The 19,047-nt window shown below is 71.7% G+C and carries 16 protein-coding genes; 4 read left to right on the top strand and 12 right to left on the bottom strand.

What is annotated here, in order from left to right; translation table 11 throughout:
- Window positions 1-174: 174 nt before the first annotated feature.
- The 10 genes from aroC to ABZY57_RS18805 form a co-directional block, all read right to left on the bottom strand.
- Window positions 175-1,359, bottom strand: coding sequence for a chorismate synthase (gene aroC / locus ABZY57_RS18850; protein ID WP_356513281.1), 1,185 nt, complete (start codon window positions 1,357-1,359; stop codon window positions 175-177).
- Complete coding sequence (locus ABZY57_RS18845; RefSeq protein ID WP_356513279.1) at window positions 1,356-2,576, bottom strand: 3-hydroxybenzoate 6-monooxygenase; 1,221 nt, start codon at window positions 2,574-2,576, stop codon at window positions 1,356-1,358. Before ABZY57_RS18845 ends, aroC begins: the two co-directional genes overlap by 4 nt.
- Window positions 2,573-3,868 (bottom strand): 3-phosphoshikimate 1-carboxyvinyltransferase, encoded by a 1,296-nt coding sequence (gene aroA / locus ABZY57_RS18840; RefSeq protein WP_356513277.1) that lies wholly within the window; start codon window positions 3,866-3,868, stop codon window positions 2,573-2,575. The genes ABZY57_RS18845 and aroA overlap by 4 nt, the downstream gene beginning before the upstream one ends.
- Window positions 3,865-6,009, bottom strand: coding sequence for a transketolase (gene tkt / locus ABZY57_RS18835; protein WP_356513275.1), 2,145 nt, complete (start codon window positions 6,007-6,009; stop codon window positions 3,865-3,867). Before tkt ends, aroA begins: the two co-directional genes overlap by 4 nt.
- Before the next feature lie 187 nt (window positions 6,010-6,196).
- A complete protein-coding gene (locus ABZY57_RS18830) occupies window positions 6,197-6,619 on the bottom strand; it encodes a type II 3-dehydroquinate dehydratase (RefSeq protein ID WP_356513313.1) in 423 nt (140 codons plus the stop codon).
- 96 nt (window positions 6,620-6,715) lie between these two features.
- Entirely contained in the window at window positions 6,716-7,054 is a 339-nt protein-coding gene (locus tag ABZY57_RS18825; RefSeq protein WP_356513273.1) for a hypothetical protein, read from the bottom strand.
- Window positions 7,042-8,919: an anthranilate synthase family protein gene (locus ABZY57_RS18820; protein ID WP_356513271.1), complete on the bottom strand. Its 1,878-nt coding sequence runs from the start codon at window positions 8,917-8,919 to the stop codon at window positions 7,042-7,044. Before ABZY57_RS18820 ends, ABZY57_RS18825 begins: the two co-directional genes overlap by 13 nt.
- The gene (locus tag ABZY57_RS18815; RefSeq protein ID WP_356513269.1) at window positions 8,916-9,572 is read right to left on the bottom strand and encodes an isochorismatase family protein; all 657 of its coding nucleotides are present in this window, start codon (window positions 9,570-9,572) and stop codon (window positions 8,916-8,918) included. The genes ABZY57_RS18820 and ABZY57_RS18815 overlap by 4 nt, the downstream gene beginning before the upstream one ends.
- Window positions 9,573-9,613: 41 nt before the next feature.
- Window positions 9,614-10,396, bottom strand: a complete 783-nt coding sequence (locus tag ABZY57_RS18810) for a 2,3-dihydro-2,3-dihydroxybenzoate dehydrogenase (RefSeq protein WP_356513267.1) — start codon at window positions 10,394-10,396, stop codon at window positions 9,614-9,616.
- Window positions 10,397-10,431: 35 nt separating this feature from the next.
- Window positions 10,432-11,604 (bottom strand): 3-deoxy-7-phosphoheptulonate synthase, encoded by a 1,173-nt coding sequence (locus ABZY57_RS18805; protein ID WP_356513265.1) that lies wholly within the window; start codon window positions 11,602-11,604, stop codon window positions 10,432-10,434.
- A gap of 254 nt (window positions 11,605-11,858) precedes the next feature.
- Here ABZY57_RS18805 and ABZY57_RS18800 point away from each other — a divergent pair, with 254 nt between their 5' ends.
- The 3 genes from ABZY57_RS18800 (at window position 11,859) to ABZY57_RS18790 (ending at window position 15,154) form a co-directional block, all read left to right on the top strand.
- Window positions 11,859-12,350, top strand: a complete 492-nt coding sequence (locus tag ABZY57_RS18800) for a cupin domain-containing protein (protein WP_356513263.1) — start codon at window positions 11,859-11,861, stop codon at window positions 12,348-12,350.
- A 65-nt stretch (window positions 12,351-12,415) separates the two neighbouring features.
- Complete coding sequence (locus ABZY57_RS18795) at window positions 12,416-13,402, top strand: amidohydrolase family protein (RefSeq protein ID WP_356513261.1); 987 nt, start codon at window positions 12,416-12,418, stop codon at window positions 13,400-13,402.
- Window positions 13,403-13,456: 54 nt separating this feature from the next.
- Window positions 13,457-15,154 (top strand): FAD-binding oxidoreductase, encoded by a 1,698-nt coding sequence (locus ABZY57_RS18790; protein WP_356513259.1) that lies wholly within the window; start codon window positions 13,457-13,459, stop codon window positions 15,152-15,154.
- Window positions 15,155-15,242: 88 nt separating this feature from the next.
- Here the strand turns inward: ABZY57_RS18790 and ABZY57_RS18785 are convergent, their stop codons facing one another.
- Both ABZY57_RS18785 and ABZY57_RS18780 read right to left on the bottom strand, forming a co-directional pair.
- Window positions 15,243-16,745, bottom strand: coding sequence for an FAD-dependent monooxygenase (locus ABZY57_RS18785; protein ID WP_356513257.1), 1,503 nt, complete (start codon window positions 16,743-16,745; stop codon window positions 15,243-15,245).
- A 214-nt stretch (window positions 16,746-16,959) separates the two neighbouring features.
- Complete coding sequence (locus ABZY57_RS18780) at window positions 16,960-18,456, bottom strand: MFS transporter (protein ID WP_356513255.1); 1,497 nt, start codon at window positions 18,454-18,456, stop codon at window positions 16,960-16,962.
- A gap of 202 nt (window positions 18,457-18,658) precedes the next feature.
- Between ABZY57_RS18780 and ABZY57_RS18775 the strand changes: the two genes are divergently transcribed.
- Window positions 18,659-19,000, top strand: a complete 342-nt coding sequence (locus ABZY57_RS18775; RefSeq protein ID WP_356513253.1) for a helix-turn-helix transcriptional regulator — start codon at window positions 18,659-18,661, stop codon at window positions 18,998-19,000.
- The last annotated feature ends 47 nt before the right edge of the window (window positions 19,001-19,047 follow it).

Below are 19,047 nucleotides of genomic sequence, written 5' to 3'. Positions count from 1 at the left end.
TGGTCACCACAGGCCCCCCTAGGCTGCTTCGAATGCAGTCCTACCGTCGCCCGGGGACCCCCGCGCGGGGGAGGTGCGCCGGCCACCTGCCTGTGGCCGGGGGTGGTGGCGGGACCCCACACCCCGTGCGGCGCAAGGGGTGTAGGGGGATGGCCCGGGTGCGGGCGGGGAGGGTCATGTGTACCGCAGGTTACCCAGGTACGACCGCACGTTGCGGCGGGTTTCGGGGACCGAGTCCCCGCCGAACTTCTCGACGACAGCGTCGGCCAGCACCAGGGCGACCATGGCCTCCGCGACGATGCCCGCCGCCGGCACGGCACACACGTCGGAACGCTGGTGGTGCGCCACCGTCGCCTCGCCGGTCGCCACGTCGACCGTCGCGAGGGCCCGCGGCACCGTCGCGATGGGCTTCATCGCGGCCCGCACGCGCAGCGGTTCGCCGGTGGTCAGCCCACCCTCGGTGCCGCCGGAGCGGCCCGACGTGCGCTTGAGGCCCTCCGAGGTGGGGATGATCTCGTCGTGGGCCTGCGAACCGGGCACCCGGGCGAGCGCGAAGCCGTCGCCGACCTCGACGCCCTTGATCGCCTGGATGCCCATCAACGCGGCCGCCAGACGCGCGTCCAGGCGCCGGTCCCAGTGGACGTGCGAGCCGAGCCCGACGGGTACGCCGTACGCCAGGACCTCGACCACGCCGCCCAGGGTGTCACCGTCCCTGTGGGCCCGGTCGATCTCCGCGACCATCGCCTTGCCCGCGTCCGCGTCCAGGCACCTCACCGGGTCCGCGTCGAGCTCCTCCACGTCGGCCGGGGTCGGGTACACGCCGTACGGGGCCCTGGCCCCCGCCAGTTCCACCACGTGCGAGACGATCTCGATGCCGGCTGCCTCCTTCAGGAAGGACCGGGCGACCGCCCCCAGCGCGACCCGCGCCGCCGTCTCCCGCGCACTGGCACGCTCCAGAACCGGCCGGGCCCCGTCGAACCCGTACTTCTGCATCCCCGCCAGATCCGCGTGCCCCGGACGCGGGCGCGTCAGCGGCGCGCCCCGTCCCGTCTCCTTCAGCGACGACGGATCCACCGGGTCGGCCGACATCACCGTCCGCCACTTCGGCCACTCGCTGTTGCCGACCATCACCGCCACCGGAGAGCCCAGCGACAACCCGTGCCGGACCCCGCCGAGGAACGTGACCTCGTCCTGCTCGAACTTCATCCGCGCACCGCGCCCGTAGCCGAGCCGGCGCCGGGCCAGGTGCTCGGCCACCAGGGCGGTGGTGACCGGAACACCGGCGGGAAGTCCCTCCAGCGTCGCCACCAGCGCCGGTCCGTGCGATTCCCCGGCAGTCAGCCAGCGCAGCCTGCTCAACGGACGCCTCCCTCGACGAGTTCGGCGGATCCCGCAGGCCCGGCCGTGAAGTCACGGGACCCGTGGAGCCACGCCACCGTGTCGTACAGGTCGTCCGCGCTGTACGCGGCGAGCATCCGGTTGCGGGCCGCCGCCTCCTCGCCGGCGGGGTGGTAGAGCTGCGTGCCCATCTCCCGTGCCACCAGCTGGGTCTTCGCCGTGCGGCCCTGCCGCTGCTCGTTGTACCGCTCCAGCCGCCGGACGGGGTCCCCGCCGTCGCGGTCCAGCACCTCGCCGAGCACGACCGCGTCCTCCAGCGCCATGCACGCGCCCTGGGCCGCGTACTGGAGCATCGGGTGCGCGGCGTCGCCCATGAGCGCCACCCGGCCGTCGGTCCAGCCCGCGACCGGGTCCCGGTCGCACAGCACCCACGTCTTCCACTCCTCACCGAGCTCCAGCAGCCGCCGGGCCGCGTCGCCCAGCTCCGGGAACTCGCCCAGTACGTGGTCCCGGTCCACCGGCAGCCCGACGAGCGCTTCGCGCGCGCCGTTGTCGCGGGTTGCGGCCAGGTTGAGGAACTCCCCGCCGCCGATCGCGTAGTGCACGAAGTGCCACTTGGGTCCGGCCCACAGGGTCACGCTGTTCCAGCGCAGCTCCTCGGGCACCTTCTCCATGGGGATGACCGACCGGTAGATCGTGTGGCCCGAGACCCGCGGGTCCCCGTCGCCGATCATCTGGCGGCGCACGGCCGACCGTATGCCGTCGGCTCCGATCAGTACGTCGCCGGTGAACCGCTGCCCGGTGTCGGTGACCGCGGTGGCGGCGTCGGCCGTCTGCTCGTACCTGATGACCGCGTGCCCGGCCCGCAGGGTGACCCCGTCGGCCGCGTGGCAGGCGTCCAGCAGCGGCTGGTAGAGGTCGCCGCGGTGGACGACCGCGTACGGGTTGCCGAACCGCTCCCGGTAGTCGCCCGTCAGGGGCATCCGCGCGACGCGCTCCCCCGTGGTGGCGTCCATGAAGCGCAGCTCGTCGATGAAGACGGCCCGGTCGCGCACGGCCTGGCCCACACCGAGCCGGTCGAGGGCGTGGAAGGCGTTGGGACCCAGCTGGATGCCCGCGCCGAGCTCGGCGAATCCGGGCCGACGCTCCAGCACGGTCACCCGGTGGCCGCGGGCCGCCAGGCTCAGCGCCGTCGCCAGTCCGCCGATGCCGCCGCCGGCGACGAGTACGTCCGTCATCCTCGTTCTCCTTCTGTCTTCGGGAACGGCCGGTCCTTCGGGAACAGCCGGGCCAGTTCGGCGTGGAAGCCGGGGAAGGTCTTGCCCACGCAGGCCGGATCGTCGAAGTGGAGTCCCTGTGCGCGCAGTCCGAGCACGGAGAACGCCATGGCGATCCGGTGGTCGCGGTGGCAGGCGATCCGGGCGGGGCGGACCTCGCCCGGGTGCACGGTGATCCAGTCGCGGCCGGTCTCGGTCCGCACTCCGCACGCGGAGAGGTTCAGGGCGACCGCCGCGATCCGGTCCGACTCCTTGAGCCGGGCGTGCCCGATGCCGCGGATGGTGACGGGGGCGTCCGCGAGCGGGGCGATCGCGGCCAGCGTCATGAACGTGTCCGAGATCGCGCCCATGTCCACCTCGAACCCGCCGCGCAGCCGGCCGGTGCCGGTGACCGTCGTCGCGTGATCGCCGACCTCCACCTCGGCTCCGGCCGTGCGCAGGACGTCGACGAAGCCGAGGTCACCCTGGAGGCTGCCCCGCCCGAGGCCGGGCACGGTGACCGAGCGTCCGGTGACGGCCGCGGCCGCGAAGACGTAGGAGGCGGTGGAGGCGTCGGGTTCGATCACGAGGTCGCAGGCGCGGTATCCGCCGGTGCCGATCTCGAACACTCCCGGCGCGGCCTCGGTGACCCGCGCGCCGAAGCGGCGCATCAGGGCGAGGGTCATGTCGATGTACGGGCGGCTGACGAGATCGCCGACCGTCACCGTCAGCGGGGAGCGCAGCAGGGGTGCGGCCATGAGCAGGCCGCTCAGGAACTGGCTGCTCAGCCCGCCGTCGACGGCGAGTTCGCCGCCGTCGAGCGCGTCGGCCTCGATCAGCAGCGGCAGGGTGCCCCCGTCCTCGGTCCGCACCCTCGCGCCGAGCCGGCCGAGGGCGTCGGCGAGCGGGCGGAGCGGGCGGGCCCTCAGCTGCTGCGAGCCGTCGAACACGTACGAGCCGTGGCCGGCCGCGGCGAAGGGCGGCAGGAAGCGGGCCGCGGTCCCGGCGTCGGCGCACCAGACGCGGCCGCCGCGTGCCGGTGCTCCGGCGAGCCCGCCGACCTCCCAGAACTCGTCCTGGGGGGTCGCCGTCACCGTGACGCCGAGACCCGTCAGGGCGGTCCGGAAGGCAGTGGTGTCGTCGCTGACCAGGGGGGCGCGCAGGCAGCTGGTGCCGTCCGCCGCCGCCGCGAGGAGCAGCGCGCGGTTGGTGATGCTCTTCGAGCCCGGGATCCGGGCCGCGCGGCCCGTACCGGCCAGGGTTCCCGTGGTCATCGGCTTGCTTCCTTCGTCGACGGCCCCTGGGACGCGGGCGCCGCGTGCCGCTCGGCGGCGCGCGCGATGCTCGTGCGGACGGCGTCCGCGACCCGCTCCGGGGTGAGGCCGTGCTTTTCGTACAGGGAGGGGTACGGGGCACAGGCGCCGAAGGTGTCCACGCCGACGGCCTCGCCCGCCTCGCCGATCAGGGTGCGCCAGCCGAGGGTGGATCCCGCCTCCACCGAGACCCTGGCGCGCAGCCGCGGCGGGAGGACGGAGTCGCGGTACTCCTGGGGCTGCTCCGCGAACCACTCCAGGCAGGGCAGTGAGACGACCCGGGTCGCGATGCCGCCCTGCTGCAGGAGTTCGCGTGCCGCGAGCGCGATGTGGACCTCGCTGCCGGTGGCCAGCACGACCGCCTCGGGCTCTGCGCCCTCCGCTTCGGCGCGCACGTAGCCGCCCCGGGCCACGGCCCCGGCGCCGGGGTCGGGCAGGACGGGGACGTTCTGACGCGTCAGGCAGAGTCCGGCGGGCCGGTCGTCCCGCTCCAGGATCGCCCGCCAGGCGGCGGCGGTCTCGTTGGCGTCGGCGGGCCGGACCACGTCGAGGCCGGGGATCAGGCGCAGCGACCACAGGTGCTCGACCGGCTGGTGGGTCGGGCCGTCCTCGCCGAGTCCGATGGAGTCGTGGGTCCAGACGTAGGTGACGGGCAGCTTCATCATGGCGGCGAGGCGGACGGCGGGGCGCATGTAGTCGGAGAAGACGAGGAAGGTGCCGCCGTAGGGGCGGGTGCCGCCGTGCAGGGCGATGCCGTTGAGGACGGCGCCCATGCCGTGCTCGCGGATGCCGAAGTGGAGCGTGCGGCCGTAGGGGTGACCGGGGAAGGCCCGGGTAGCGAACTCCGAGGGGATGAAGGAGGGTTCGCCCTTCATGGTGGTGTTGTTGCTCTCGGCGAGGTCCGCGGAGCCGCCCCACAGTTCGGGAAGTACGCCGGCCAGCGCGGACAGCACCTCGCCGGAGGCCTTGCGGGTGGCCATCTCGCCGCCCGCGGGGAACTCCGGCAGCGCGCCGCTCCAGCCCTCGGGCAGCCGTTTGGCGTCGACCCGGTCGAAGAGGGCCGCGTGCTCGGGCCGGGCGGCGCGCCAGTCCCGGTACCGCTTGTCCCACTCCGCGCGGGCCTCCCGGCCGCGGTCGCCGACCTGGCGGGCGTGGGCGAGCACCTCGGCGGGGACCTGGAAGGAGGCCTCCGGGTCCAGACCCATGGCGGCCTTGGCCGCGGCCGCCTCGTCGGCGCCCAGCGCGGATCCGTGGATCTTGCCGGTGTTCTGCTTGGTGGGGGCGGGCCAGCCGATGATCGTGCGCAGCGCGACGATCGAGGGACGGCCGGTCTCCTCCCGGGCGGCGGACAGCGCCGCGTGCAGGGCCTCGACGTCCTCCTCGTAGGAGCCGGTCCGGGTCCAGTCGACCTGCTGGACGTGCCAGCCGTAGGCGGCGTAGCGGGCGAGGACGTCCTCCGACACGGCGATGGAGGTGTCGTCCTCGATCGAGATCCGGTTGTCGTCCCAGAGGACGACCAGGTTGCCCAGCTTCTGGTGTCCGGCGAGCGAGCCGACCTCGTGGCTGATGCCCTCCTCGAGGTCCCCGTCGGAGGCGAACACCCAGACGGTGTGGTCGAACGGGGAGGTGCCGGGGGCGGCGTCCGGGTCGAAGAGTCCGCGTTCGCGGCGGGCGGCCATGGCCATGCCGACGGCGTTGCCGAGGCCCTGGCCGAGGGGGCCGGTGGTGGTCTCCACGCCGGGGGTGTGCCCGTACTCGGGGTGGGCGGGGGTGAGGCTGTCCTCGGTGCGCAGGGCCTTGAGGTCGTCGAGTTCCAGGCCGTAGCCGGAGAGGTAGAGCTGGGTGTAGAGGGTGAGGCTGGAGTGTCCGCAGGACAGGACGAAGCGGTCACGGCCGGTCCAGCGGGGGGCCGCCGGGTCGTGGCGCAGCAGCCGCTGGAAGAGGAGGTACGCCGCCGGGGCCAGGCTCATGGCCGTGCCCGGGTGGCCGTGCCCGGCCCTCTCGACTGCGTCGACCGCGAGGGCTCGCGCGACGTCGACGGACCGCTGGTCGAGTGCGGTCCACTCGAAGGCGGGGTTGCTGGTGCTCGCCTGGGTATTCACCGGACGGTCAGGGCTCCTTGTGGTTTGCGTAGGCGTGGGCGTGGGCGTGGGCGTGGGCGTAGGCGTGGGCGTGGGTGTGGGCCTAGGCGTGGGTGTGGGCCTAGGCGTGGGGTGGGGTGGGGCTGAGTGGGCTGGGGTGGGTGGGCCGGGCTGGGCCGGGCCGAACTGGGCCGGGCCGGGCCGGGGTTCAGCGGGTCAGCTCGGCGATGGCGAGCAGCGCGTGCCGGTACGAGCCGAAACCCAGTCCCGCGATGGTCGCGGTGACCACCGGGGTGACCACCGAGACGTGGCGGAAGGACTCGCGGGCCCCGGGATTGGACAGGTGCACCTCGATGACCGGCGCCGTGGCCATGGCCACGGCGTCCCGCACGGCGTACGAGTAGTGCGTGAGGGCGGCCGGGTTGAGGACCACCGGGAGACCCCCGGCGGCTGCTTCGTGGAGCCAGCCGATGAGCTCGGCCTCGCTGTCGCTCTGGCGGACGTCGACGTCCAGGCCCGCGGCCGTGCCGGTCGCCCGGCACAGCGCGGCCAGTTCCCCGTGGGTCGCCGTGCCGTACACCTCGGGTTCGCGCAGGCCGAGCCGGCCCAGGTTCGGGCCGTTGAGGACCATCACCCGGGTGGGGGCGCCGGCCGGGGCCGCCGCCGCACCGTCTCCTCCGCGCGGACGGACCGCCCCGTCCGCGCCCTCCCCCGTTCCGGGCACCGCTCAGTTCTCCAGGGCCAGGCCGCGGCCGGCGAGCCGGTCGAGCGAGAAGACACCCTCGGCGGTGGCTTCGACGTCGAAGAAGGACCGCTCGGTGGGCGGGTAGCCGATGAGTTCCGCGGCCCTGTTGGGCAGGGCCGCGGCGAGCGCGGCCGACTCGGCGGACTCCCACAGCAGGACCGCGCCCCAGCGGTCCGTCTCCCGGTCGGATATCCAGAACTTCAGGCGCAGACCGGCCAGTTGGCTGAACCGGTCGACCGCTTCGTCGCGCAGGAACCCGCGCAGCGAGTCGATGGTCTGCACGGAGTCCTTCAGGTCCCACCAGACGATTACCGCTCGCACGAGCGCACCACCCCGATCAGCAGGTCACGGGTGATCCGTACGCCGTCCTCGGTGAGCACCGACTCGGCGTGGAACTGCATCGAGGCGAAGCCCTGCCCGCGCAGGGCGTGCACCTCACCGGTCTCGGTGTCGCGGCTGACCTCGACGATGCCGGCCTCCGGGTGCTCGAACTTGTCCTCGGACAGCCGCGCCGCGAACGTGTTGTAGAAGCCGACCCGCTCCGGCGTGCCGAAGAGGTCGATCTCCCGCTGGACCCCCTGGTTGGGCACGGTCCTGCGGACCAGGTCGAGGCCCAGCAGGGTGGACAGGACCTGGTGGCTCAGGCAGACCGCGAGGAACGGCCGCCGCTCGTCGAGCAGCCGGGAGACCGTCGCCCGGAGATGGGCGATCTTGGGGTGCGCGGTCTCGCCCGGGTCGCCGGGACCCGGGCCCATGACGACCAGGTCGTGGGCGTCGGTGTCGTACGGTGCGTCGAAGCGGCTGACCGTCACCTTCAGCCCCATGGAGGCCAGCTGGTGGCCGATCATCGAGGTGAAGGTGTCCTCGGCGTCGATGATGAGCACGCTGCGGCCGGCCAGCTCCGGAACCGGCCGGGACCGCTCGGCGGTCTTGCGCAGCCAGAATCCGGCGATGCCCTCGTTGCGTTCCTCCAGGGCCTCGCGGACGTCGGCGTGCCGGGCGAATCGGCTCGCGCCGCCCGCTTCGAGCGCGGACAGCAGTCCGGCCGCCTTCACCCGGGTCTCGGCGACCTCGCTCAGCGGATCGGAGTGCCGTACGAGCGTCGCGCCGACGCCGATGCGCACCCGGCCGTCGGCCGCGATGTCGGCGGTGCGGATGAGGATCGCGGAGTCCATCGTGCGGCCGCCGTCGGCGTCCCGGCCGATGAGGGCCATGACCCCGCTGTAGTAGCCGCGGCCCTCCGGCTCGTACCGCTTGATCACCTTGCAGGCGCTCTCCAGCGGGCTGCCCGTGACGGTGGGGGCGAACATCGTCTCGCGCAGGATCTCCCGCACGTCGCGGGAGGTCTGCCCCTCGATGAAGTACTCGGTGTGGGCGAGGCGGGCCATCTCCTTGAGGTACGGGCCGACGACGCGGCCGCCTCCCTCGCAGATCCGGGCCATCATCTTGAGTTCCTCGTCCACGACCATGTACAGCTCGTCGGCCTCCTTGCGGTCGGCGAGGAACGCCATCACGCCGGGCAGGTCGGGGCCCGCGGACGGGTAGCGGTAGGTGCCGCTGATCGGGTTCATCACGGCGGTGCCGTCGTGCAGGCTGACGTGCCGCTCGGGGCTGGCGCCGACGAAGGTGCGGTCCCCGGTGTGGACGAGGAAGGTCCAGTACGCGCCCGACTCCCGCTCCAGCAGCCTGCGGAAGAAGGAGAGCGCGCTGGTCGGGGAGTAGTGGGTGATCTCCGCGACGAACGAGCGCTTGATGACGAAGTTCGCTCCCTCGCCGTTGCCGATCTCGCGCTCGATGACCTCGCGGACGATCGCGGCGTACGCGTCGTCGTCCACGTCGAAGTGACCGCCGGTGAGGGTGACCGGCTCGTCGGGGAGCCTGCGCAGCGCATCGGCCAGCGGGAGGACCCCTTGCTCGCCGACCGCCATGGTGATCAGCGGTTCGCCGTCGTCGGTGCCGGCGAACCCCCGCTCGGTGATCTGCCGGTAGGGGACGACGGCCAGCGTCTCGTGCCGCGGGCCCGTGACGGGGCCCTGCGGTACGGGGACCTCGGCGAGTGTCTCCACGCTCGACACCTCGCCGAGCAGCACCTCCAGGAGTTCCTGGCCGGTCGTCTCGGGGCGGTACAGCAGGGCGTACGCCGGCGCCTGGCCGGTGAGCACCCGGTTCAGCAGGTCGGGGATCACCGGGCACCGCCCGTCGTGGTGAGCTCGGCGAGCACGGCCTTCGTGGTCTTGACGACCCCCGCGCGCTGGGCGACGTAGTCCAGGGCGAGCCGGTGCTGCGCCTCGGAGAAGTCGGCCACGGCGTCCGCGACGAGGAAGGACTGGATGTCGTGGGTGAAGGCCTCCACGACCGTCGCCATGACGCCCACGTGGGCGTACACACCGCAGACGACGAGCTGGTCGCGGCCCTGGAAGCGCATGCGCTCCAGCAGCTCCGACTTGAAGAAGGCGCTGTAGCGCCACTTGGTGAACACCCAGTCGGAGGGGCCCGGTTCGATGGGGTCGACCACGCGTCGGTCCTCGGGGGAGACCTTCATGCCGGGGCCCCAGAAGTCCTTGAGGAGACCGCGCTCCTGCTCGGACATGCCGCCGGGCTGCGCGGTGTACGCGACCGGGATGCCGAGGGCGGCGCACTGTTCGCGCAGCAGCGTCGCGTTGCGCACCAGGTCGCCGACGGGGGACTCGCCCTCCGGGAACGGGCGCAGGAAGTAGCGCTGCATGTCGTGGATCAGCAGCACCGCCCGGTCGGGCTCGACCGTCCAGTCGGCGGTGTTGACGGGGAGGTCGCCCTCGGAGGGCATGGGGTACGGGTCGATCGGCGGAATTCCCGCCATGGTCGGCCTTCCTCTCGCTCGGGTGTGGGCTGGGTGGCGGTTCAGACGCCGAGGGCGGCGCCGCCGTCGACGGTCAGGTCGTGCAGGGTGATGTGCGAGGCGTGGTCGGAGAGCAGGAACGCCACCGCCTGGGCCACATCGCGGGGGCGGGCCAGCTTGCCGAGGGGGATGCCCACCCGGAACTCGTCCGCGATGCCGTCGATCGAGCCCCGCTCACCGCTGCCGTCCGCGCCGCCGTCCGTCCAGAGGGAGGTCAGCATCGGGGTGGCGGTGGAGCCGGGTGCCACGACGTTGCACCGGATTCCGTACCTGGCCACTTCGAGGCCCAGGCACTTGGTGAACATGGCCGTCGCCGCCTTGGACGCCGCGTACGCGGCCATCCCGGTGCGGGGGGTGCCGGCGGCGTTCGAGGCGACGGTGACCACCGCTCCCGAGCGGCGATCCACCATGCGGGCGACCACGGCGCGCGAGACGAAGAAGACACCGGTGGCGTTGACCGCGAAGGTGGCCGCCCAGTCGTCGTCGGACAGGGACACCGCCTGGCCGACGCGCAGCACGCCGGCGGCGTTGACCAGGTACTGCACCGGGCCCAGGACCCGTTCGACGGTGTCGACCAGGCTGTCGACCTGAGCCGAGACGGTCACGTCACAGGCGAACGCCTGGACGCTCAGCCCCTCGGCACGCAGCTTGGCGACGGTCTCTCCGAGCACCTCGGCGTGCCGGTCCACGGCGGCGACGGTCAGGCCGCGCTCCGCCAGGGTGCGCACGACCTCCTCACCGATTCCTCCGGCCGCACCGGTGACCAGGGCGATTCCGCTGTCCATCGTTCCCTCTCCGTACATCACTGCCCCCGTCCCGTTCAGCCGAGCCAGGCGGCGGCCACCGCGACGGCCTGCCGCGGGTTGAGGCGCGGGTCGCAGAAGCTCGTGTACTTGTTGCCGACCTCGTGCAGCCGGTCCTGGTCGGCCACGCACTCGGTGACCGCCTCGGGCGTGGTCTCCAGGTGGATGCCGCCGGCGACGCCGCCCGCTTCGGTGACGGCGCGGTGGAACTCCAGGACCTCGCGCACCACGGTCTTCACGAGGCGCGTCTTGAGGCCCTCGGGACCGCTGACGGTGTTCCCGTGCATCGGGTCGGTCAGCCAGATGACCGGGTGGCCCGCCTCGCGGACCGCCGCGACCAGCGGGGGAAGCTTCTCGCCGACCGTGTCGGCGCCCATGCGCGCGATCAGGGTCAGGCGGCCGGGCGCCTTGTCCGGGTCGAGCTTGAGGCACAGGGCGAGCAGTTCGTCGGGGGTCATACCGGGTCCGACCTTGCAGGCCACCGGGTTCGACACCGAGGCCAGCAGCGCGACGTGCGCGCCTTCGACCTGCCGCGTGCGCTCGCCGATCCACGGCCAGTGGGTCGAGGCGAGCAGGACCCGGCCGTCGGCCTGCGTCCGCATCATGGGCAGTTCGTAGTCGAGCAGCAGCGCCTCGTGGCTGGTCCACACGGTGGTGTCGGGGCGCGGGCTCCGCTCGTCCCGGTGCCAGCCGAGGCCTTCGATGACCCCGCGCGCCGCTTCGTAGCCCGTCAGCATGCGGGTGGGGTCGGGCTTGCGCAGCTCCGGGTCGGGCTCGGGGGCGTTGACCATGTGACCCCGGTAGACGGGGAGTTCGACGCCTCCGACGATCTCGGTCGGGTTGGAGCGCGGCTTGCCGTACTGGCCCGCTATCCGGCCCACCCGGATCACGGGCTTGTGCGAGATCATCTTCATGGTGCCGGCCAGTACTTCCAGCAGGCCGGCCTTGCGGGCCACGCTGTCGGCGGAGGAGTCCGCCCAGTCCTCGGCACAGTCGCCGGACTGGATGATCTGGATGCGGCCCTCCGCGGCCTCGGCGAGCAGGGCGCGCAGTCCGTCGACGTCGTCGGCGTCGACGAGCGGGGGCAGGGAAGCCAGCTCCTCCTGCACCCGCCCGAGCTCCGCGTGTCCTGCCCAGTCCGGCTGCTGCACGGCGGGCAAGGAGCGGAGGAATGCGTGGACACCGTTCACCTGGTACCTCCTGGGGTGAAGTGATGCCGCCTCCGATCGGGTTCAGGAAAGCGGCCGCCGCCGACTCTGTCCGAAGCCGCAGGAGGGGTTCAAAGCCGACCGCGGGACTATGTCAGATGGCGGCGAATATCCCTTTGGACATGACTTACTGTCCGGTTCGCGGTTGTCCCGCCCTGCCGGCCGTCGGACACTCTGCTGGGCCATTCCGGGACAGGACGGGGTGTCCCGCCAAAAGCAGAGGACGGAGCGGCGCCTTGAGTTTCGAAGAACAGTGGTCGCGCAAGATCGTGCACGTACCCCCGGGCGAGGGCCCGAGCCGCTGGGCATTCGGCGACAAGTACACGATCAAATCGGGCGAGCACAACACCGGAAAGCACTTCTTCATGATGGAAGCGCTGGTCCCACCGGGTGGTGGCCCGCCGCCACACATCCACCACCACGAGGAGGAGGCGTTCTACGTCCTCGAGGGAAAGGTGGACATGTTCGACGGAACCGAGCAGCTGAAGCTGAAGTCCGGCTCTTTCATCCACGTGCCCCGCGGCAGTGTCCATTCGTTCAAGAACGTCAGTGACGAGCCGTCGAAACTTCTCATTATGTTCATGCCCGGCGGCAAGGACGGATTCTTTCTCGGTGCCGGTGTATCGGCTGACGACAATGCGCCGATGCCGCCGGCCAGCCAATACGAGCTGGACGTCGAGCGGGCACTCAGGGTCGCCGCGCAGTACGGCGACGAATACCTTTCGTAAATTTCATGTGAACGCCTTCACCGAAGGCAGCATCCCCTTCACGAACTATTGACGCTGGAGCCCCCATGCCCGGACCCGGACCCCACGGACTGATCGACGTTCACCACCACGCGATTCCGCCCGTCTACGCCGAGGCACTCGGCGACAAGACGGCCATCCCCGGCGTGGACTACCCGACCTGGACGCCCGAGGAGAGCCTGGAGGTGATGGACCGGCACGGCATCGACGCGGCCGTCCTGTCCATCACCGCTCCGGGCGTGACCTTCCTCGAGGGCGACGCGAGCCGCAAGCTCGCCCGCCAGGTCAACGAGTACTTCGCCGAGCTGATCCGCCGGCACCCCGGCCGCTTCGGCGCCTTCGCGGTCCTGCCGCTGCCCGACGTGGCCGCGGCGCGCGAGGAACTGGCCTACGCCGTCGACGAGCTGGGACTGGACGGTGTCGGACTGCTCACCAGCTACGAGGGCCGCTACCTCGGCGACCCCGAGTTCGAGCCGCTCCTCGCCGAGCTGGCCGAGCGCGGCCTGCCGGTCCACGTGCACCCGATGACCCCGCCGTCGAAGGACCTCGCCACCTTCGATCTGCCGCCGTCGCTCTACGAGTTCACCTTCGAGACCACCCGCACGGTCGCCAGCCTGCTGTTCAACCGAACCCTCGACCGGCTGCCCGATCTGCGGCTGATCCTGTCCCACGCGGGCGGCACCCTGCCGTTCCTGGCCCAGCGGATGACGTACGGACCGACCATCGGCGCGTACCTCGAGGAGCGCGCGCCCGAGGACCTCATCGGTTCGCTCGGCCGCCTGCACTACGACATCGCGATGTCCGCCACCGAGTACGCGCTTCCGGCGCTCACCAAGCTCGCGGGCACCGGGAACATCCTGTTCGGCAGCGACTTCCCCTTCATGCCCGCCGCCCACACCACGGAGAACACCGAGGGCTTCCACGCCTTCCCGGGGTGGTCCGACGAGGAGCGCGCGGCCATCGGCCGGACCAACGCGCTGCGCCTCCTGCCCCGCCTGTCCGAGCGGATCGAGCGGATCGAAAAGGCCTCCTGACACCTCAGGGCGCCACGGGACCACGCACATTCCACGAAAGGTTTGCCAACAGCAATGACAGACGTATCCAACGGTCAGTGGAGCCGCAGGCGGCTGCTGGGCAACGCGGCGGCGGTCGTCGGCGCGAGCGCGGCGATCACCGCGGGCGGCGCCCTCACGGCACGGGCCACCGAGTCCGCGACGGGCCCCGCGGCCGGACCGGCCGCGGAATTCCCCGCGGCGAAGGTCGCCGCGACCGACCCGCGCTACCAGGACCTCGTGCGCGGCATGAACCAGCGCTGGGTCGGCCGCCCCGAGAGCGTGCGGGTGGTGGACTCCACCGCCCAGGTCCTCGCGGTCGTCCAGGAGGCCGCGAAGGCCAAGAAGAAGCTCACCGTGCGCAGTGGCGGCCACTGTTACGAGGACTTCGTCTTCAACGCGGACACGCAGATCGTCCTCGACATGTCCGAGATGACCTCCGTGTACTGGGACGACAAGTTCAAGGCCTTCGCCGTGGAGGCGGGCGCCACCCTGCTGGACGTCTACGAGCGGCTGTTCAAGGTCTGGGGCGTGACCGTCCCCGGCGGCATGTGCTACTCCGTGGGCGCCGGCGGCCACGTCAGCGGCGGCGGTTGGGGCATGCTCGCCCGCGAGCACGGCCTGATCGTCGACCACCTCTACGCGGTCGAGGTCGTCACCGTGGACGCGGCGGGCACCGCCCGCACCGTCGTGGCGACCCGCGAGGCGAACGACCCCCACCGCGACCTGTGGTGGGCGCACACGGGAGCGGGCGGCGGCAACTACGGCGTCATCACCCGCTACTGGTTCCGGTCGCCGAAGGCCACGGGCACGACGCCGGCGCAGTCGCTCGTCAAGCCGCCGGCCGAGGTCTTCATCTCCGCCATTTCCTGGAAGTGGGACCAGGTCACCGAGGCCGCCTTCACCCGCCTCACCCGCAACTTCGGCGCCTGGCACGTCGCCAACGGGGCGCCCGGCGGACCGTACGGAAGCCTGATGAGCTTCCTGAAGCTCAACCACAAGTCCAACGGTGAGATAGGCCTGCTCACCCAGATGGACGCCACCGTGCCGAACGCGGAGCAGCTCCTGGAGGACTTCCTCGCGGCGGTCACCGAAGGCGTCGACATCCCGCACGGTCCGGTCACCAAGGCCATGGGCGAGCACGGCCCGATGCCGGAGTACTTCACCCCGCAGCGCATGGGGTGGCTGCAGGCCACCCGCTACCTGGGCACCACCAACAGCACCCTGGTGGACCCGACGCTGCGCGGCGACTACAAGTCGGCCTTCCACAAGAAGAACGTGACCGACGCGCAGATCCGCGCCTTCTGGAAGCACCTCAACCGCACCGACCTGGACAACCCGGGCGCGATGGTGCTGCTCAGCTCCTACGGCGGCAACGTGAACACCGTCAGCCCCGACGCCACGGCCACCGTGCACCGGGACTCGGTCTTCAAGCTGCTCTTCCAGAGCTACTGGCCGTCCGCGGCCGACGACGCGGTCAACATCTCCTGGCTGCGCGATCTGTACGAGGAGACCTACGCCGCGACCGGCGGCGTCCCCGTGCTGGACGACGTCACCGACGGTTGCTACATCAACTACTGCGACATCGACCTGAACGACCCGGCCCACAACACGTCGGGAGTGCCCTGGTACACGCTGTACTACGGTTCCAACTACCCGCGCCTGCAGCGGATCAAGGCCACGTACGACCCGGCGAACCGCTTCAACCACGGACAGTCCATCCGGCTTCCGTAGGACCAGCGGTACGACGGCGGGCCCGCCCGGCACCTCACGTGCCGGGCGGGCCCTTCGCGTTCTCCGGTTCACCACCGGTGCCCGCGGCTCACCGCTGGAGCGGTGCGCCGAACCAGGCGCGCAGCGCCGCCGTCAGGGCCCGCGCGTCGTCCGGGACGCCGGCCGCGCTCCACACCGTGTAGCCGTCGGGACGGACCAGGAGCGCGCCGGGGGTCCGGACGTCGGTCACCGCGGAGAGCGTGGTGACCCGGTCGGCCCAGGGCCCGGCCGCTTCGAGCAGGTCACCGCGCCCGCCGAGATCGAGCAGCAGCGGCCGGCCGCTGTGCAGCAGCTCGGCCAGGCCCGTCTCGGCGTCGCCGGTCTTGAGCGGGAGATCGGGGGCGAGCAGTCCCGCCATGGGGTCGGAGGGGTCGCCGATGGCGTACCGCACCGCGGTGCCGCTGATCATTCCACTGAGGTACTCGTTGACCTGGGGCATGTGCATCAGCTCGGTGAACAGCTCCCGCAGCGCGTCGGTGCGCGGATCGGGGTTCATCAGCGCGACCTGCGCGCGGACGTTGTAGAGCACCCGGGCCGCGACCGGGTGGCGCTCCGCGTGGTAGGTGTCGAGCAGCGCCTCGGGGGCCCAGCCCTGCACCTGCGCGGCGAGCTTCCAGCCCAGGTTGACCGCGTCCTGGAGTCCCAGGTTCAGACCCTGGCCGCCGGCCGGGAAATGGACGTGCGCGGCGTCACCGGCGAGCAGGACCCGTCCGGTGCGGTAGCGCTCGGCCTGCAGGGCCGCGTCGCTGAAGCGGGTCAGCCAGCGGGGGTTGGCCATGGGCACGGGATACCCGGCGATGCGCTCGACCTCGTCCCGCATCTCGTCGAGGGTGACGGGCGCGCTCCGGTCCGCGTGCGGGCCGCGGAAGTCGTAGGTGGAGACCCGGCTGCGGCCGTAGGGGTTGAGCCAGATCAGGGTCCAGCCGCGGGCGTTGCGCTGCCAGCCGGACGGCGCGCGGTACGGGTCGAGCAGTTCGACCTCGCCCATCAGCGCGCCCACCGTCGCCGGGGTGCCCACGAAGTCGATGCCGCTGAGCTTGCGCACGGAGCTGCGCGCGCCGTCGCAGCCGACGACCCAGCCGGCCGTCAGCGTCCGCTCGGTCCCGGCCCCGTTCCGGACGGTCAGCGTGACGTGGTCCTCGTGCTGCTCCAGTCCGACGACCTCGCTGTCGCGCTCGACGCGGGTGCCGAGCGTGGTGGCCCGCCGGGCGAAGACCTGCTCGGCGTAGGCCTGCGGGCTGCCGACCATGGCGGGTCCCTCGTGGACGACCGCCGACAGGTCGAGCTCGAACATCCCGCCGAAGTGGAACGGCACCGGCCCGTGGGAATGCCCCAGGGACTTGTGCGCTCCGGGCTGTACGGCGCCCAGCAGTCCGCGCCGGTGCAGTGTCTGCGCGGTGCGCGCGTGCAAAGTGCCGGCCTTGGACTCCCCGGTGGGCTCGGGGAGGTGTTCCAGGACCGTGGCGCGTACGCCGTACAGGGCGAGCTCGGCGGCGAGCAGCATGCCGACCGGGCCACCGCCGACCACGGCGACGTCGGTGTCCAGGGACATGGGGAACCTCCAGGTTGCTGGGTGGTGCTGTGCTGTCTACGGGACGTACGGGGTGTCTTGGCGTCTTGGTGTCTTGGTGTCTTGGCGTCTTGGCGTCTTGGCGTCTTGGCGTCTTGGCGTCTTGGCGTCTTGGCGTCTTGGCGTCTTGGACATGACGGAGGGGAAGCGGGCAGATCGTGCGCCGCTTCCCCTCCGTCCAGCGGTGGTGACGAGATCACACCTTGGCGGGGGAACTCACGGTGTGCTCTTCGCCCCGCTGGTCCGGGGCCCCCTGGACGGGGGTCTGGGTGGTGGCCGCGGGCTTGCCGGGGAGGGCGAGCGAGATGAGCGCGCCGAGGAGGATGCCCGCGGCGGCGATGTAGACGGCGGTCTGGGTGCCGTCCGCCATGCTGGTCTTGAGCGCGTCGCCGGCGAGGCCGTCGATGTTTGCGTTGGCGACGGCGATCAGGATGGCGAGGCCGACCGCGCCGCCGATCTGCTGGGTGGTGGAGGCCATGCCGGAGGCGATGCCCTGCTCGTGCGGAGCCACGCCGGAGGCGGCGGCGATCCACATGCCGGTCCAGGTGATGCCCTGGCCGATGCCCGCGATGACGAGGCCGGGGACGACGCTCGCGTAGCCGGCGTCGGCGGAGATCGAGAAGGCGAGGACGGCGGTGCCGATCGCGCCGACGACGAGGCCGGTGACGAGGGTCGTGCGGGTCGCGGTGCGGGTGGCCATGCGCTCACCGACCTGGGTGCCCGCGGCGATGGAGAGCGAGGGGACCAGGAAGGCGAGGCCGGTCTCCAGGGCGCTGAAGCCGTGCACGCTCTGGAAGAGGACGGTCAGGAAGTACGGCAGGGCGCTGAAGGTGCCCATGAAGATGAAGGTGACGGCCATGCCGACCGCGAGGCTGCGGTTGCCGAAGAGGCGCAGCGGCATCAGCGGGTCCTTGCTCTTCGCCTCGATGAAGGCGAAGAGGGCGAGCAGGGCCACGGCGACGACGGCGCTGACGATGATCTCGGTGGAGGCCCAGCCGCTCTCGGGGCCCTGGACCAGCACGTAGACCAGCAGGGTCACACCGAGCGTGGCGCTGACGGCGCCGGGCAGGTCGAAGCTGCGGCGTTCGGTGGCCTTCGTGTCGCGCGGCATGACGGCGAGGGCGGCGATGAGCACGATGCCGGCCAGCGGGACGTTGACGAAGAAGACCGAGGCCCAGCCGAAGGCGCCGGTGAGGACGCCGCCGAGGAGCGAGCCGAGGGTGAGGCCGGAGGCACCGGCGCCGCCCCAGATCGCGAGCGCCTTGTTGCGCTCCTTACCCTCGGCGAACAGGGTGTTGATCAGTGACAGCGTGGCCGGGAAGAGCAGCGCGCCACCCAGACCCTGCACCGCGCGGACCGCGATCATGGTCTCCGGGTTGCCCGCGAAGCCGCCGACCAGCGACGACACGGCGTACAGGCCGAGGGCGAGGGCGAACATGTTGCGCTTGCCCAGCAGGTCGGCCGCCCGACCGCCGAGCAGGAGGAAGCCGCCGAAGACCACCGCGTAGGCACTGACCACCCACTGGAGCGACTGGTCGGTGAAGCCCAGCTCCTCGCCGATCTCCGGCAGGGCCACGTAGACGATGTTGAAGTCCAGGGAAATGATCAGCTGGGCGAAGGCCAGCAGGGCAAGAATCCAGCCGAGGCGGGGAGTCCCCGTGCCTGACGGGGAGGCGGAACGGGTGGCAGACATGGGGAGTGACGACCTTTCCAGGGCTCAACAGTACGACTGAGTACGTACAATTACTGTTCACGGATAGTCGTACGGTTTCGAGGTGCCTGTCAACCGGGTCCGGCGGGTGTGTCAGGTCGGGGACGGTCACGGCGAGTTCGCGCACAAGTACTGACCAGCAACTGTTCGACCATCCTTGGACATACGAGCTACTTTTGAAGGCATGACTGTCAACCACCCGACCAGGGACCAGATCAAGCTGGAGAACGTGTTCACCGCGCTGGGCAACCCCATGCGACTCACCGTGGTCCGCGCCCTGGCGGCCGGCGGCGAGTATCCGTGCGGCAGCCTGCTCGAAGGCGTCTCCAAGTCGACGCTCACCCACCACTGGCGGGTACTGCGCGAGGGCGGCATCATCTGGCAGCGCCCGTCCGGCAGAGAACTGCTCCTGTCCCTGCGGCGCGAGGATCTCGACGCGCGCTTCCCCGGACTGCTCGACGCGGTCCTCGGTGCGATCTCGGTCGACGCACTCCCCCGCACGGGCAGCGCCCGCTCCGCGGGCTGATCCCCATGAGGGGTCCGGCGCGGGTCGGCCCGCACCGGCCCGCGACG

Source organism: Streptomyces sp. NPDC006450, assembly GCF_040612195.1.
Taxonomy (GTDB): Bacteria; Actinomycetota; Actinomycetes; order Streptomycetales; family Streptomycetaceae; genus Streptomyces.
The sequence above is the reverse complement of the archived record's forward strand: the minus strand, read 5'-3'. Positions and strand labels throughout refer to the sequence as shown.

What these genes read in the sequence shown, in the direction of transcription:
- aroA (WP_356513277.1), bottom strand. Translation starts at nt 3,868, where the DNA reads ATGACCACGGGAACCCTGGCCGGTACGGGCCGCGCGGCCCGGATCCCG.
- ABZY57_RS18845 (WP_356513279.1), bottom strand. Translation starts at nt 2,576, where the DNA reads ATGACGGACGTACTCGTCGCCGGCGGCGGCATCGGCGGACTGGCGACG.
- ABZY57_RS18795 (WP_356513261.1), top strand. Translation starts at nt 12,416, where the DNA reads ATGCCCGGACCCGGACCCCACGGACTGATCGACGTTCACCACCACGCG.
- ABZY57_RS18780 (WP_356513255.1), bottom strand. Translation starts at nt 18,456, where the DNA reads ATGTCTGCCACCCGTTCCGCCTCCCCGTCAGGCACGGGGACTCCCCGC.
- ABZY57_RS18810 (WP_356513267.1), bottom strand. Translation starts at nt 10,396, where the DNA reads ATGGACAGCGGAATCGCCCTGGTCACCGGTGCGGCCGGAGGAATCGGT.
- ABZY57_RS18830 (WP_356513313.1), bottom strand. Translation starts at nt 6,619, where the DNA reads ATGGTCCTCAACGGCCCGAACCTGGGCCGGCTCGGCCTGCGCGAACCC.
- ABZY57_RS18775 (WP_356513253.1), top strand. Translation starts at nt 18,659, where the DNA reads ATGACTGTCAACCACCCGACCAGGGACCAGATCAAGCTGGAGAACGTG.
- ABZY57_RS18790 (WP_356513259.1), top strand. Translation starts at nt 13,457, where the DNA reads ATGACAGACGTATCCAACGGTCAGTGGAGCCGCAGGCGGCTGCTGGGC.
- ABZY57_RS18785 (WP_356513257.1), bottom strand. Translation starts at nt 16,745, where the DNA reads ATGTCCCTGGACACCGACGTCGCCGTGGTCGGCGGTGGCCCGGTCGGC.
- ABZY57_RS18815 (WP_356513269.1), bottom strand. Translation starts at nt 9,572, where the DNA reads ATGGCGGGAATTCCGCCGATCGACCCGTACCCCATGCCCTCCGAGGGC.